At 40.4% G+C, this 14620-nt stretch carries 13 protein-coding genes; 12 read left to right on the top strand and 1 reads right to left on the bottom strand.

Annotated elements, in window-relative coordinates:
* Positions 1-56: 56 nt before the first annotated feature.
* From U3A58_RS16590 to U3A58_RS16575, 4 genes are all read left to right on the top strand, one after another.
* Entirely contained in the window at positions 57-1595 is a 1539-nt protein-coding gene (locus U3A58_RS16590; protein WP_323825290.1) for a helicase HerA-like domain-containing protein, read from the top strand.
* A gap of 37 nt (positions 1596-1632) precedes the next feature.
* The gene (locus U3A58_RS16585; RefSeq protein WP_323825288.1) at positions 1633-2838 is read left to right on the top strand and encodes a BaiN/RdsA family NAD(P)/FAD-dependent oxidoreductase; all 1206 of its coding nucleotides are present in this window, start codon (positions 1633-1635) and stop codon (positions 2836-2838) included.
* Positions 2839-2843: 5 nt separating this feature from the next.
* Positions 2844-3194 (top strand): hypothetical protein, encoded by a 351-nt coding sequence (locus tag U3A58_RS16580; RefSeq protein WP_323825286.1) that lies wholly within the window; start codon positions 2844-2846, stop codon positions 3192-3194.
* Positions 3195-3560: 366 nt separating this feature from the next.
* Complete coding sequence (locus tag U3A58_RS16575) at positions 3561-5078, top strand: FMN-binding glutamate synthase family protein (RefSeq protein WP_323825284.1); 1518 nt, start codon at positions 3561-3563, stop codon at positions 5076-5078.
* A 123-nt stretch (positions 5079-5201) separates the two neighbouring features.
* On the opposite strand, the gene lhgO is transcribed toward U3A58_RS16575, so the two are convergent.
* Positions 5202-6410 carry an L-2-hydroxyglutarate oxidase gene (gene lhgO / locus U3A58_RS16570; RefSeq protein ID WP_323825282.1) on the bottom strand — a complete coding sequence of 403 codons (1209 nt, stop codon included), beginning with the start codon at positions 6408-6410 and terminating at the stop codon, positions 5202-5204.
* 119 nt (positions 6411-6529) lie between these two features.
* On the opposite strand from lhgO, the gene U3A58_RS16565 reads away from it, so the two are divergent.
* From U3A58_RS16565 to rplT, 8 genes are all read left to right on the top strand, one after another.
* Positions 6530-9052, top strand: a complete 2523-nt coding sequence (locus tag U3A58_RS16565) for a DUF5686 and carboxypeptidase-like regulatory domain-containing protein (RefSeq protein WP_323825280.1) — start codon at positions 6530-6532, stop codon at positions 9050-9052.
* Between the two features lie 145 nt (positions 9053-9197).
* The gene (locus U3A58_RS16560) at positions 9198-10412 is read left to right on the top strand and encodes a 6-bladed beta-propeller (RefSeq protein WP_323825278.1); all 1215 of its coding nucleotides are present in this window, start codon (positions 9198-9200) and stop codon (positions 10410-10412) included.
* A gap of 34 nt (positions 10413-10446) precedes the next feature.
* On the top strand, positions 10447-10737 hold the full coding sequence (locus tag U3A58_RS16555; RefSeq protein ID WP_323825276.1) for a hypothetical protein: 291 nt from the start codon (positions 10447-10449) through the stop codon (positions 10735-10737).
* A 27-nt stretch (positions 10738-10764) separates the two neighbouring features.
* The gene (locus U3A58_RS16550) at positions 10765-11013 is read left to right on the top strand and encodes a hypothetical protein (protein WP_323825274.1); all 249 of its coding nucleotides are present in this window, start codon (positions 10765-10767) and stop codon (positions 11011-11013) included.
* Positions 11014-11210: 197 nt separating this feature from the next.
* A complete protein-coding gene (gene thrS, locus U3A58_RS16545; RefSeq protein ID WP_323825272.1) occupies positions 11211-13157 on the top strand; it encodes a threonine--tRNA ligase in 1947 nt (648 codons plus the stop codon).
* Between the two features lie 87 nt (positions 13158-13244).
* Positions 13245-13799 carry a translation initiation factor IF-3 gene (gene infC / locus U3A58_RS16540; RefSeq protein WP_323825270.1) on the top strand — a complete coding sequence of 185 codons (555 nt, stop codon included), beginning with the start codon at positions 13245-13247 and terminating at the stop codon, positions 13797-13799.
* A gap of 25 nt (positions 13800-13824) precedes the next feature.
* On the top strand, positions 13825-14019 hold the full coding sequence (rpmI, locus tag U3A58_RS16535; RefSeq protein ID WP_087941465.1) for a 50S ribosomal protein L35: 195 nt from the start codon (positions 13825-13827) through the stop codon (positions 14017-14019).
* Positions 14020-14130: 111 nt separating this feature from the next.
* Positions 14131-14475, top strand: coding sequence for a 50S ribosomal protein L20 (rplT, locus tag U3A58_RS16530; protein ID WP_091691840.1), 345 nt, complete (start codon positions 14131-14133; stop codon positions 14473-14475).
* The last annotated feature ends 145 nt before the right edge of the window (positions 14476-14620 follow it).

Genomic DNA, 14620 nt, shown 5'->3' with positions numbered 1-14620 from the left:
ATCAAGGTTATTTTTGTAGTTTGGTTTCAAAATTAGTTTGACTTTGAGTAAGACACATGAGTAAGACCGGAGAATTTATCAACCACTTGGCCGAAGGTCAAAACTATAAAAAAGACTCTATTGTCCTGGGTACAGGCGTATTGGATGGAGTGCCCATCACAGGTGCACAAATCAAAATTGCACTGACAACAATGAATAGGCATGGTCTAATCGCCGGAGCCACCGGAACTGGAAAAACGAAAACTCTGCAAGTGATCGCAGAGCAGTTGGCATTGAAAGGTGTGCCTTCTGTTTTGATGGATCTGAAAGGAGATCTTTCAGGATTAGCCCAGCCAGGGACGGCCAATGACTTCATCAAAAACAGGTCACAGGCAATAGGAGTTGAATATGAACCCATGGGTTTACCGATCGAACTGATGTCAATTTCTGATGAAAAAGGCGTTAGGTTAAAGGCTACAGTGTCCGAATTTGGCCCTGTTCTAATTGCTCAGATACTCGAGCTTAATGACACACAGCAAGGTGTTATCTCACTTGTTTTTCGCTATTGTGATGTACATCTTATGCCATTGGTTGACCTGAAAGACCTAAAGCGTGTCCTTCAATTCATTACCAATGAAGGGAAGGCAGCTATACAAAAGGAATATGGTCAGGTTTCGTCTGCTTCAGTCAACACGATAATGCGAAAGATAATAGAGTTGGAACAGCAAGGTGCAGAACGATTTTTCGGGGAGAAATCCTTTGAAGTAGAGGACTTTTTAAGAACCAAAGACGGCAAAGGAATAATCTCAGTGATTAGACTGACTGATATTCAAAGTCGCCCCAAGCTGTTCTCTACCTTCATGCTCAGTCTGCTTTCGGAGATTTATGAAACTTTCCCTGAGCAAGGGGATGCCGATCAGCCTAAGCTCTGTTTATTCATCGATGAAGCTCATTTAGTCTTTTCAAATGCCTCCAAAGACCTTCTAGAGAAGATCGAAGCGATAGTCAAACTGATCCGATCCAAAGGTGTTGGTGTGTATTTCTGCACTCAAGCACCCACTGATGTTCCAGATAATATATTGGGGCAATTAGGTTTGAAGGTGCAGCATGCCCTGAGAGCATTTACTGCCAAGGATCGTAAGGCCATCACCAAAACAGCAGAAAACTACCCCGATTCACCTTATTATGAGACCTCAGAAGTATTGACATCTATGGGTATAGGCGAAGCACTGATCACTGCCTTGAATGAGAGAGGAATTCCTACACCTCTTGCCCACACCTTAATCAGAGCTCCGATTACACGGATGGATATATTGAATTCGGATGAAATAGATGCTGTGGTCAAAGATTCAGCCTTGATTTATAAATACAATCAGGATATAGATAGTGAAAGTGCTTTTGAACTGTTGGAGAAGAAAATGGTTGAACTGGAGGAGATTCAAAAGAAGGCTGAATTGCCGGGCCCAAAAGCCCAAACCCGGACCACTAGAAATACTGCTCAGGATGAATCACTTTTCGAAGAATTGAGTAAAAACACGATGGTAAGGCAATTAGGAAGGACGATATTCAGAGAATTGACTAGAGGTATTTTAGGTTCATTCTCTAGGAAAAGGTAATTGTAATAAATAGTTGAATTTCAATAGATTATAAATTTTGAATATAGGAATAATAGGAGGGGGAGCTGCAGGTTTTTTTGCTGCGATACATGCAAGTGGAGCTGGAAGACATATTACCATTTTCGAAAAATCACCCAAGCTTTTGTCTAAAGTAAAAGTATCAGGAGGAGGAAGGTGTAACGTCACACATAGACCCATGGAAATCTCGAAATTGGTGAAAAACTATCCCAGAGGTGAGAAGTTTCTAAAGAAGGTTTTTGCCAAATTCAAATCAGAAGATACTATCCATTGGTTTGAAAGTAGAGGAGTAGCATTGAAGACCGAAGCTGACGGAAGGATGTTTCCTGTTTCAGATTTATCCCAATCCATCATTGATGCTTTGCTTAATGAGGCTCAAAAACTCGCTATTTCTATACGAACATCATGTGGTGTAAATTCAATTACTCCTCTTGCAAGCCAGTTTAAACTTGATACTAGTGCAGGTGTTTTCATTGTTGACAAACTAATAATCGCCAGTGGGGGGCATCCAAAATTGGATAATTATAACTTTCTCAAGAATATAGATCACAGTATTTTAGACCCTATACCTTCGCTTTTTACTTTCAATACTCCCAAGGAATCGATTCGTGAACTTATGGGACTAGCTGTGGCAGATGGAATAGTCAAAATCGAAGGAACCAAAATGCTGTATCGAGGCCCGGTGCTAGTAACACATTGGGGACTGAGTGGGCCGGCAGTTTTGAAGCTGTCCGCCTTCGGAGCACAATGGCTTAAAGACAAGAATTACGAAGCTACTGTCTTGATCAATTGGAATGGGGCATTGGGAGAGGATGGGTATAATTCTCGTATCAAGAGCTACCAAATGGCCCATCCCAAACGCAAAGTAGAAAGTAATTCACTGTTTGAGATACCTGTAAGACTTTGGGAGCATTTCTGTGAGCGTTCCGACGTAGAAACCGGACAATTATACGGGACTCTTTCGAAAAAGCAAATCAATAAGTTGGTACAGAATCTTTTTTGCTATACTTTGAAAGTTGATGGCAAAACTACCTTTAAAGAAGAATTTGTAACTGCCGGAGGAATTGCCTTGAATGAAGTTAATCCGGAAACCATGGAAAGCAAGTATTACCCTAACCTTTACTTTGCCGGGGAAGTCCTGAACATAGATGGAATTACAGGTGGCTTTAATTTTCAAGCTGCATGGTCCACAGGCTTTCTTGCAGGCACATCCGCATTCAACTAACCAATATGGAACAAATTTATCCTGAGCTTGATCAGCTAATCTGCGACATGGCAGATGGCGATAAAGAATTTCAGACAGAATTGACTTTAGCGATTTACAAAGGACTCATGGAACTGAAAGAAGTGTATACCACAGGTTCATTCGAGAAAAATGAAGCTAAAATTCAGCAAATCCGTCACAAATTGAAACCTACACTCTACATGTTTGAATTATCTCATATTACAGAGGAACTGCAAATAGGCAAGGAGATCATTGAAAGCGATGGCTTCGATGGAGCGTCTTTTTCTCTTCATTATCAAAATTTGCAAAAAAAATTGGACGTCGCCATCAAACGTGTCTATGATCTGTCCCGATAAAAAAAGGAGCTGGCACGCGCCGCTCCACTTTTGAATTCGTTACCCTATGTAGAATTAATATCGCAAAATTAGCCAGTCAATACGGTTTGAATTTTAAGAGAACATGAATTTCATGTAAAGCTTCCTGCTTTAGTTGTCAATGCCCTAAATGATCCACTCCTAGGGTCTGAATGTTATTCCGTGCAGCTTTCCGAAAGGACGGATTTACTGTTGCAGGAAATGCCTAAACGCGGAGGCCATACTGCAATTATGGTTCGTGGCCAAGAGTTCACTTAGCCTGAGTTTAGAATGCAAGAATTCCCAATGGGTCAGCCTTAGGGCTTAGTCTTTTGCTATATTTGAGCTTAATCTTCTAAAAAGTTTGATATGAGAAAACTGTTTTTCGGTAGCTTGGTCGCACTAGCATTGCTTACCTTTTTTTTAATGTGGTATTTCCAATTTGTACAGTTCAAATTCGGCTATTTTATACTCGGAATTCTTGTGGTTCTCTTTGCAGTAGGAGTTTATGATGTCAGTCAGAAGTCTCACGCCATTCTTCGCAACTTCCCTATAGTTGGGCATTTTAGGTATTTGTTGGAGAAAATCGGTCCTGAAATCCAACAATACTTTATAGAAACAAATACAGATGGAAAGCCTTTTAGTAGAAACCTTCGTTCCTTAGTTTATAGGCGAGCAAAGAATGTAAACGACACGCATCCATTTGGTACCCAGCGGGACATCAATGGGGAAGATTATTTGGCGCTCAGACATTCCATATATGCTGTGCATACAAACGACGAAGATGCCAGAGTAACCATCGGGAATGAGGATTGCAAGCAGCCATATTCTTCTTCTATTTTTAATATTTCGGCAATGAGCTTTGGTTCTCTCAGCTCTAACGCCATCAAAGCTCTGAATCTTGGAGCCAAAAAAGGTGGATTTTCTCATAATACCGGGGAAGGTGGAATATCTCCTCATCATCGACAAGGTGGAGATCTGGTATGGCAAATTGGTACTGGCTATTTTGGTTGCCGCGATGAGCATGGTAAGTTTAGTGAGGAAAAATTTGCAGAGAAAGCTACTTGGCCGGAAGTCAAAATGATTGAAATAAAGATTTCTCAAGGAGCTAAGCCAGGCCATGGAGGGGTACTTCCAGGTGTGAAAAACACAGAAGAAATAGCCGGAATACGAGGTGTAATCAAGGGGACAACGATACTTTCACCACCTTCTCATAGTTCATTTACCAATGCGATCGAATTGATTCAGTTTGTCGCTAGGCTCAAAGAATTATCGGGAGGTAAACCTGTCGGATTTAAGCTCTGTGTGGGTAGAACGGAGGAATTTACAGCTATTTGTAAAGAAATGGTGGCCAAGAATGTCTATCCTGATTTTATTACAGTGGATGGAGCAGAGGGCGGCACTGGTGCTGCACCTTTAGAATTCTCGGACAGTGTGGGATTGCCACTTGAGCCAGCTCTGATATTTGTCAGGATGACCTTGGAGAAGTTTCAGATTCGTGAGAAAATCAAAATTATAGCCTCGGGCAAAGCGGTCAGTGCTTTTGCAATCTTGAAAAACATTGCTTTTGGAGCAGATTTATGCAATTCTGGCCGGGGATTTATGTTCAGCTTGGGATGTATTCAGGCACTTCGCTGTAATACCAATGAGTGCCCAACAGGAGTTGCTACGCAAAAAGCAAACTTGGTTGGAGGCTTAGTGATTACGGATAAATCAGAGCGTGTCTATAATTTCCACAAAAACACCGTACATGCAGTACAAGAGCTTCTTGGAGCTTCGGGCCATAGGCATACCTCTGAGCTAAGTGCCAGTGATCTGGTGAAAGGTGACGAAATGATCAAACTGGCTAATCGCTATCTGCCTGATTCGGTAAACACACAGGTGTAATTTTGATATTCACTAGTTTACTTAGACTTCGCTCAGTGTGACTCTGCTCTATTGTAATCTGACGATTATAGTTTAGTTGGGATCGGGTTAGGCTAAGTGAAGTCTAAGCCTAATGGTAAGGATTTAAGCCAAATCAAACCTTTTCAATGCCAAATCTGCAACAGTTCCACCTATAGCTAGTGAACTGGTTGCGGCTGGGGAAGGGGCGTTTAGCACATGAATGGCTTGTGCAGATTCTCTGATTGAAAAATCATCTAGCAGCCCGCCCGTACGATCACAAGCCTGTGCTCGTACGCCAGCTCCCCCCTCGGTCAGGTCAGATTCCTGGATTTCAGGTATTAATTCTTGAAGAGCTCTGGTAAATGCGGCTTTAGAAAAAGATCTGTACATCTCTCCAAACCCAGTTTGCCAGTATTTCGCAGCTACTTTTTGGAAACCGGGCCAAGCCAAGGACTCCACAAGCTCTTTTAGATTGATTTGGGATTTTTTATATCCCTCCCTGCGGAAAGCCAATACTGCATTTGGTCCAGCTTCCACACCACCTTTCATCATTCGTGTGAAGTGAACACCCAGGAAAGGGAAATTAGGATCCGGAACAGGATAAATCAGGTTCTTCACTAGAAATTCCCTGTCCTTCTTCAGCTTAAAATATTCTCCACGAAAAGGGATGATTTGTACATCCATAGGATCATTTTCACTCATCTGTGCTACCTTATCAGAATAAAGTCCGGCACAGTTTATCACTAATTTACTTTGTATAGTTTTGTTAGAAGTTTCAATATAATTGACTCCTTCTTGTTGCTTAATATTTAGCACTTTATGGGTTAAAAAAATCTCGCCTCCATGTTGGACTATCTTTCTGCCATAGGCCAGTGCTACTTTGAAATAATCCACAATCCCTGTCTGAGGAACATGGAGCGCGGCTACTCCCACACAGTGTGGTTCGTATTCTTTCAGCTCTTCCAAGGAGATGTATTTCGTTCCTTCCAATCCGTTCTGAATACCTCGTTCGTACAGGTTATTCAGCAATGGTTTTTGTTCTTCTCGGGTGGCAACTACCACTTTTCCTGTGATCTCAAACGGAATTTTTTCTTCCTCGCAAAACTGAATCAATTCATGATATCCGCCTATACAATTGGTAGCTTTTAGTGAGCCAGGCTTATAATAAAGTCCCGAGTGGATCACTCCGCTATTATTGCCTGTCTGGTGCTTGGCAAGCTGATTTTCCTTCTCCAAAATGGCGATTTTGAGGTCAGGTCGCACGTTTTGAATTTTAAGTGCAGTTGCCAACCCCACAATCCCACCACCAATTATTGCAATATCGTATATCATGTTCCTCAGTTTATAGGCTCAAATATACTAGTGGATTTTTCAAATTTCCATTTCCTTACCGTCTGTGATCTGCTAAACTTCTATAATTTTTAACCGCTAGGTAGCAATTTGAACAGTTAATGAATTTATTTTGCAGGAATTCTATTCAGTGCAGTAAATACTTCATGATCCGCTATTACTTTTTCCTTTTCGTACTTCTGATTAGCACTCCGTCCTTTGGCCAATTTGTGGTGAAAGGGAAAGTAACGGATTCAGCTACCGGTGACCCTATTCCATTTGCTTCGGTTTTATTGAAAGGCACTACAATTGGAGTTTCTACAGATTTTGAGGGGAATTATAGCATAGCGACAAAAACCCTTACAGATAGTATTTCTGTGAGCTATCTCGGATATATCAGTGGAGTAAAAGCACTCCAACAAGTAGCTGAGCAAACCGTCAATTTTCAGCTCAAACCTTCTGACTTTGAGATGGAGGCTTTTGTTTTTGAAGCGGGGGAAAACCCGGCTTTTGAGGTAATCCGAGAAGCAGTCGATAGAAAAAAATACTTTGATAAACGAGAGTTAACAGCTTATCAAACAAAGAACTATACAAAGATTGAAATTGACATTGATCATGTCTCAGAGGATTTTACTAAGAGAAAAAGTGTCCAAAGAGTCACCGCTGTTTTAGATTCTATCAAGCAACTCACTAATGATGAAGGTGAGAAAATATTACCGGTTTTCTTCTCAGAGACCCTTTCCAGATTCTACTTTAGAAATAATCCAGAGCTCAAAAAAGAAGTAGTGGAGAAATCAAAAGTGACAGGTGTAGGCATCACTGATGGTTCAACTACCTCGCAAATTACAGGTTCTGCTTTTCAAGAATATAATTTCTATAAGAACTGGCTAAATATCGTAGGAAAGGAATTTGTATCGCCTATCGCCGATGGGTGGAAACAGTTTTACGATTATGATTTAATTGATTCTGTTTTGGTGGGAAAGGATTCCTGTTACTTACTGAAAGTATATCCGCTGAGAGTACAAGACCTGGCTTTCTCAGGTACCATTTGGATCAATAAGGAAACGTATGCTTTGAAGCAGGTTGATTTGACGATTCCAAAAGAAGCAAATCTGAATTTTATAGAGCGGATTAAAATCCAGCAGGAGTTGGTGCCTACCACGGCAGGCCCCTTGATTCCTTCCAAAACTCGGGTTCAGATTAAGATCGGGCAAATCACGCCAAAAACCGCGGGGCTTCTGGCAAAATTCTATACTTCAGCAGATAGTGTTAAAGTTGGCGATCCAGAACCCACATCGTTTTTCAATCAATCGGTGACCTTAATGCCTGACTTTGATGAAGCGAGTGAGGATTTTTGGAAAGATAATAGGCAGGACATTTTGACACCTGAGGAAATAGCGGTGCTACAAATGGTGGATACCCTGAAGCGAATCCCTATCGTTCGCTTCTACTCTGAGGGACTGAAGTTTTTTGGAACGGGTTATTTACCCTTGGGAAAAGTGGATATTGGGCCATGGCCAGGGTTTTTTAATTACAACGATATAGAAGGCGTAAGGCTCGGAATGGGCTTTCGTACCAATCTGAAATTCAGTAATAAATGGGCTTTCTATGGCTATGCCGGCTATGGGTTTAAAGATACCGAACTTAAATATTCTGCTAAAGTCACTCGGATTTTCGACAAAATACACTGGACTTCCCTCTCCTTATCCACACAAAAGGAAATTGATCAAGTCGGTTTGGAGATTTCCAGTTTGCAGGGAAATAGTATTTTTCTTGCAGCCAGCAGATTCGGCACGCTGCGAAGACCGTACTTCAGCAATAAGCATCAAGTGAATTTTCAACGTGAGTTTTTTAAAGGATTTCTTATCTATTCAGATTTGAGCTTCATGGAATTCGAACCCTTGTTTAATTTTTACTACTTAGAAAAAGGGACCGGAGAATATAAATCTACTTTTGAAACCACCGAAGCTAAGCTTGGCTTGCGATACGGTCGTGATGAAACCATCTTGATCAATGACAATGAGCGAACATCCTTGGGGCCTTTGAAATGGCCAATTTTCGAATTGAGTTATGCTAAAGGAATGAATTGGCTTGGTGGAGATATAAGCTATTCCAAGTTGAATTTCTATGTGTATCAACGATTGAATATGGGCATGTTCGGTGTTTCCCGGTATGAGTTTGATGCGGGAAAAGTCTTTGGTGAGGTTCCCTATCCGGTGTTGAAAAATCATCTGGGGAATGAAACCCTGTTCTACACTTCTGCTGCTTTCAACACGATGAATTTCAATGAATTTGCCTCAGATCAGTACGCAAGTTTGAGATATAGACATTATTTTGAAGGCTTTTTACTCAATAAAATTCCTTTGCTCAAAAAGCTAAAGTGGCGTGCTGTGGCAAATGCAAACATTCTCTATGGATCTGTCAGCAATAAAAATATCGCAAATGCACCGATTGTGGATTCGATGGGAAATCCTTTGGAAACTTTTGGAAGACTAGATCCAACCAAGCCCTATATCGAATTGGGGTATGGCGTAGAAAATATCTTCAAATTCTTTAGAATAGACTTCTTCCATAGAATGACTTATTTGGATAATACTGATGTCAGGCCATTTGCAGTAAAAATCTCCGGACAAATTATTCTTTAGTTAGTGGGTTCTATTTACTATTTTGGGTAGATGAAATCGAGCATGAAGCAGGCGTCACACAGTGGGATGATTATCTACCATGCGAGATTCCATCCCGTTTCCTTCGTCAAGGGACAGGTTATGACCTTTAAAAAATAATAATCTTATGAAAAATGTCTGCTTATTTTTAATTCCCCTTCTATTCGGCTTTTTTACTTCCTGTTCCTCAGATAAGGATAACAGTTCAGCACAACCGAAGGAGGGTTTAGAAATCATTAAAGTTGACCTCTCAGAAGCCAGAGAAGGAAAACTCTCTGAATTCTTTGAACCTGAGATTGAATATATCTGGTTGAAGGAAAACGCAAATGAAGGCTTGCTTAGAAGAGGTGTACTTCAGGTTTTTTTTCATGATGAGAAAATATATGTTGTCGATACCCAAGGCTGTAAATGCATTCAGATTTTTGATAAAACAGGAAAATACCTCAATGAGATCAATGGCTATGGTGAAGGACCAGGGCAATACCTACAGTTTTATACGGCTATTTTCAAGGAGAATGAACTAATGCTATTGGGTGTACCTAAGAAGTTGATGTGGTTTGACCTAGAGGGTGAATTTTTGAGAGAACAGCATGTAAATCAACAAATTGGTGCAGCAGCTTATTCTGATAATGAGAAACGCTATTATTTTTATACTAAGGCTTCAGAAAATGGAGATTTCTTTTTTGAATCTGTGAATGAAGCATTTCAAGATACGGTACGATCAATCCCTTTTGATGAGAATAGCTTTTACGGATACTATCGCGGAGCTTCCACTCTTCAAAAACAAGGAGAAAAAATCTTTTTTGGAATGCCATTGCAAGACACGATTTATGAAGCAAATGAATCTCATTTGACGGCTAGGTATGTTTGGGACTTTGGCAAGTATGGACAGGATGTGCAGGAAATGCAGAAATATGATGTAGAAGTGAATGGAATGGAATACATAAAATTCCAAAATTCTGAAGCTAAAATGTATTTTGAAGAGAGCTGGTTTATTTTAGAAAAGTTGCTCATTTCAAGCTTTAGGCATGAGGGAGCATCTTATGTTATGCTTTACGATATAGAAACTCAACAAACAAATTTGATTAAAAAGCTTTTAGTCAATGATTTGGATGAATTTTATACATATGCAAATATTCATCTTCAGTTTACTGATGGAAAAGTTGGGACTTCTGTTCCAGGTAAAACCCTGTTTAATTTACTTCAGAAAAAGAAAGAAGCCCTTGGGCAGGAGGGCTTCGAGGAATACGTAAAGGGCAAAGGTAAAAGCTTTGCACAAGCTGCTTTTGCCGCGAAAGATTCTGAAAATCCTGTGTTAATCGTCTATACCGTAAAGAAGTAAGAATTTATACTCAGAAAGAGCACTAAATTGTCTTATGATAGCATCTAAATTCAAATCAGCAATAATAGGAACTTTAGTTCTGGCTTTAGCGATCTCTTTCGATAGTTTCGCCCAAACCGAAACCGAAACATTTACCGCAAAAAATGCGGTTTATCTTGAGGTCGGAGGAAGTTCTGGAAGATATGCAGTCAACTACAGCAATCTATTTCATCAAAAAGGGAAGCTAAAATTGAATGCCAGTGCAGGTTTTTCTATGTGGCGTGATCAACTAAATGATTTCAAGACGAATTGGCTTCCCGTTATTCCTTTAGAGGTCACAGCCTAATATGGCTAGTCAAACCATCATCTGGAATTGGGTTTTGGGTTTTTATCATTCTTAGACAGAACTTTAGCTATTGATTCGGAAACATTTGAATTAAGCGATAAAGTGGTTTTTAGTGCTGGCATTCCTGTAAGAATTGGTTATAGATATCAAAAACCTGAAGGTGGATTCTTTTTTAGAGTTGGTTACACGCCATTTTTTATTGTTCCGGTAAGAGCAGGAAAAAGTTGGTCTATAGATCCTTATTGGGCAGGAGTAAGTTTTGGAGAGAGTTTTTAGGTTTAAGTATTTCTATTTGAATCAATCAGGAAAAGAATTATACATTTTGATTCCCCATATCTTTTTTAGCCGAGGGAGAAGAAATAAGAGTTCATTTCCATATTCCCTACCCATATATTTTTTGATTGCATCCGTCTTGTGCATATTTGCAACTTAAACTTTATGCCTGTTTGTAAGGGCAGAAAATAAAAAAACAAATGTCACAACTTATTAAAATCACCCTTCCTGATGGCACTGTGAAGGAGTACGAGAAAGGAACTACCGGACTACAGATTGCTGCAAGTATCAGCGAGGGTTTAGCCAGGAATGTTCTAGCCGCAAAAGTAAATGGAGAAGTTTGGGATGCTAACCGGGCTATCCATGAAGGTTCAACCATCCAATTATTAACATGGAATGACGGTGAAGGCAAAAACACGTTTTGGCATTCTTCAGCTCACTTGCTTGCAGAGGCTTTGGAAGCACTACATCCGGGTGTCAAATTCGGCATAGGACCACCTATCGAAACAGGGTTTTACTACGATGTAGATTTTGGTGATAAAACACTGGACGGATCGGAACTAGAGTCTATCGAGAAGAAAATGATTGAATTGGCCCGTGAGAAGAATGAATATATCCGTTCAGACATTTCTAAGAAAGACGCGATCAATTATTTCCAAGACAAAGGCGATGAGTATAAGTTGGATCTTTTGGAAGGACTTGAAGATGGTTCAATTACATTTTATCAGCAAGGAAACTTCGTAGATCTTTGCCGTGGTCCACATATTCCAAATACCGGTTTTGTAAAGGCTGTAAAGCTGACCAACATCGCAGGTGCTTATTGGAGAGGGGATGAGAAACGCAAAATGCTGACTCGTATCTATGGCGTGACTTTCCCCAAAGCCAAAGAACTCACAGATTACTTGACTTTGCTTGAAGAAGCTAAAAAGCGCGACCATAGAAAACTTGGTCGCGAGCTGGAGCTGTTTACTTTCTCCGAAAAAGTAGGAGCAGGGCTTCCGCTTTGGCTACCAAAAGGCACGTTATTAAGAGAGCGTTTGGTCAATTTCTTGAAGAAAGCGCAGGACAAAGCAGGGTATCAACAGGTAATCACTCCACATATTGGGCATAAAGCGTTGTATGAGACTTCTGGTCACTACGAGAAATATGGCAAGGATTCTTTTCAGCCAATCACTACTCCGCATGAAGGGGAAGAATTTTTGCTGAAACCGATGAACTGTCCACATCACTGCGAAATCTATAAGCATAAACCACATTCCTACAAAGAATTGCCAATTCGCTATGCGGAGTTTGGGACTGTTTATCGCTACGAGCAAAGCGGGGAATTGCACGGGTTGACCCGAGTAAGGGGATTTACCCAAGATGACGCACATATTTTCTGTCGCCCTGACCAGGTGAAAGAAGAGTTTATCAAGGTGATTGATTTGGTGCTTTGGGTATTCAAAGCATTGGGCTTTGATGATTACACTGCTCAGATTTCCTTACGGGATCCAGAAAATCCTACCAGGTATATTGGAGGAGATGAAGCTTGGAACAAAGCTGAATCAGCAATCATCGAGGCAGCTGCAGAAAAAGGGCTGGAAACGGTCACAGAATTAGGTGAGGCAGCTTTTTATGGTCCTAAGTTAGACTTTATGGTGAAGGATGCTTTGGGAAGGAAATGGCAGTTGGGAACTATCCAGGTAGATTATCAATTACCAGAACGATTCGAGTTGGAATACATAGGCTCGGACAATCAGAAGCATAGACCTGTGATGATCCATAGAGCGCCGTTTGGTTCTTTGGAGAGATTCGTTGCGGTGCTTATTGAGCACTGTGCAGGCAACTTCCCGCTATGGCTATCCCCAGAGCAAATAAATATTTTGCCTATTTCTGAGAAATATGTAGAATATGCTGAGGAAATAAAGTCAATCCTCGAAGACGCGGGAATAACAGGTTCTATTGACAACAGAGATGAAAAGATCGGAAGAAAAATCCGTGACTCTGAGGTTAAAAAAGTGCCTTTTATGCTGATAGTAGGGGAAAAGGAGCAGGAAGAGCGAAAGCTTTCTGTCCGTAAACATGGTGAAGGAGATCTAGGTAACTTCTCAGCGGAGGAGTTTATAAATTATTTTCAGGGCATTATTTCAGCATCATTAAGTAAGTAATAATACTGTATTATTTAATTCAGTTTTTCTTAATTAGAAATAATTCCGATATTTGCATCCAATTTCATAAAAACAATCAACGCAAACTTGAGAAACCAAAGACAACCCTATAGAGGTAGACAGGAAGAGCCTTATAAAGTAAACCACAAAATCAGAGCACGTGAAGTAAGACTGGTTGGAGATTTCGTCGAAGGCGGTAACGCATTGCTTCCGCTTGAAAAAGCCATCAAACTCGCTCAAGAAAACGACTTGGATCTTGTTGAGATCTCTCCGAATGTCGAACCTCCAGTTTGTAAAATCCTTGACTACGCAAAGTTTAAGTACGAGCAGAAAAAGAAGCAAAAGGAGATCAAATCCAATGCAGCGAAGATTGTTTTGAAGGAAATCAGGTTCGGTCCGAATACAGATGAGCATGATTATAACTTCAAACTGAAGCATGCAATTAGCTTCTTGAAAGAAGGGGCAAAAGTGAAAGCATACGTACATTTCGTAGGTCGTAGCATTGTCTTTAAAGAAAGAGGAGAGATGTTGCTACTGAGATTTGCTCAGGCACTCGCAGAATACGGTGCAGTAGAGCAGCTACCAAAAATGGAAGGAAAGAGAATGAATATCTTCATCGCTCCGAAGGCAGGAAAGAAATAAATTTCAACTAAATAAATACAGCAAAATGCCAAAAGTAAAAACCAAATCCAGTGCAAAGAAGAGGTTCGCTTTAACGGGAACCGGCAAAATCAAAAGGAAACACGCTTTCAAAAGCCACATTCTGACTAAAAAAGCTACCAAAAGAAAGAGAAACTTGACCAAAACTGGTCTAGTTCACGAATCTGACGAAGGTAGAGTAAGAGACATGTTGAGAATCTGATTCTCTGCAGTAGCTTAACAATCAATTAATTAAGGTTTATTAATTCACCAGACACATTGGTTTACAAGATTCCGTTAAATCGGGACACCATGCGTCAAAAAACAAAACACTATGCCTAGATCGGTAAACGCGGTAGCGTCCAGAGCAAGAAGAAAAAAAGTGCTAAAAGCCACAAGAGGTTACTTCGGAAGAGGTAGCAACGTATGGACAGTAGCCAAAAACAAGTATGAGAAAGGTCTTCAGTACGCATACAGAGACCGTAAAGCGAAGAAAAGAGAATTCAGAGCTTTGTGGATTCAGCGTATCAACGCAGGTGCTAGAATGCACGGCGTATCCTATTCTCAATTAATGGGATTATTGAAGAAAGGTGAAATCGAACTTAACCGTAAGGTTTTGGCTGATCTAGCCATGAATCACCCTGAAGCATTTAAAGCTGTAGTTGAAAGAGTAAAATAAGGTTGCACTGCCTTATTTTATTTGAAGAGGCTGTCTCAAAAGTAGATAGTTTAAAAGGCTAGTCGATTACTCGGCTAGCCTTTCTTGTTTTACTCAAAATATGTACTTTGAGGTGTGGAAAAACAAGACTTAAATGTAGTCTTTA

The organism is Algoriphagus persicinus, assembly GCF_035156415.1.
Classification (GTDB): Bacteria; Bacteroidota; Bacteroidia; order Cytophagales; family Cyclobacteriaceae; genus Algoriphagus; species Algoriphagus persicinus.
Note: the sequence above shows the minus strand (reverse complement) of the source record. Positions and strands in the feature narration are given on the sequence as shown.

Bases quoted from the DNA above. Each gene is read 5' to 3' on its own strand.
- rplT (WP_091691840.1), top strand. From the start codon at position 14,131: ATGCCTAGATCGGTAAACGCGGTAGCGTCCAGAGCAAGAAGAAAAAAA.
- U3A58_RS16560 (WP_323825278.1), top strand. From the start codon at position 9,198: ATGAAAAATGTCTGCTTATTTTTAATTCCCCTTCTATTCGGCTTTTTT.
- U3A58_RS16590 (WP_323825290.1), top strand. From the start codon at position 57: ATGAGTAAGACCGGAGAATTTATCAACCACTTGGCCGAAGGTCAAAAC.
- lhgO (WP_323825282.1), bottom strand. From the start codon at position 6,410: ATGATATACGATATTGCAATAATTGGTGGTGGGATTGTGGGGTTGGCA.
- U3A58_RS16565 (WP_323825280.1), top strand. From the start codon at position 6,530: ATGAATTTATTTTGCAGGAATTCTATTCAGTGCAGTAAATACTTCATG.
- thrS (WP_323825272.1), top strand. From the start codon at position 11,211: ATGTCACAACTTATTAAAATCACCCTTCCTGATGGCACTGTGAAGGAG.
- U3A58_RS16555 (WP_323825276.1), top strand. From the start codon at position 10,447: ATGATAGCATCTAAATTCAAATCAGCAATAATAGGAACTTTAGTTCTG.
- rpmI (WP_087941465.1), top strand. From the start codon at position 13,825: ATGCCAAAAGTAAAAACCAAATCCAGTGCAAAGAAGAGGTTCGCTTTA.
- U3A58_RS16580 (WP_323825286.1), top strand. From the start codon at position 2,844: ATGGAACAAATTTATCCTGAGCTTGATCAGCTAATCTGCGACATGGCA.
- U3A58_RS16575 (WP_323825284.1), top strand. From the start codon at position 3,561: ATGAGAAAACTGTTTTTCGGTAGCTTGGTCGCACTAGCATTGCTTACC.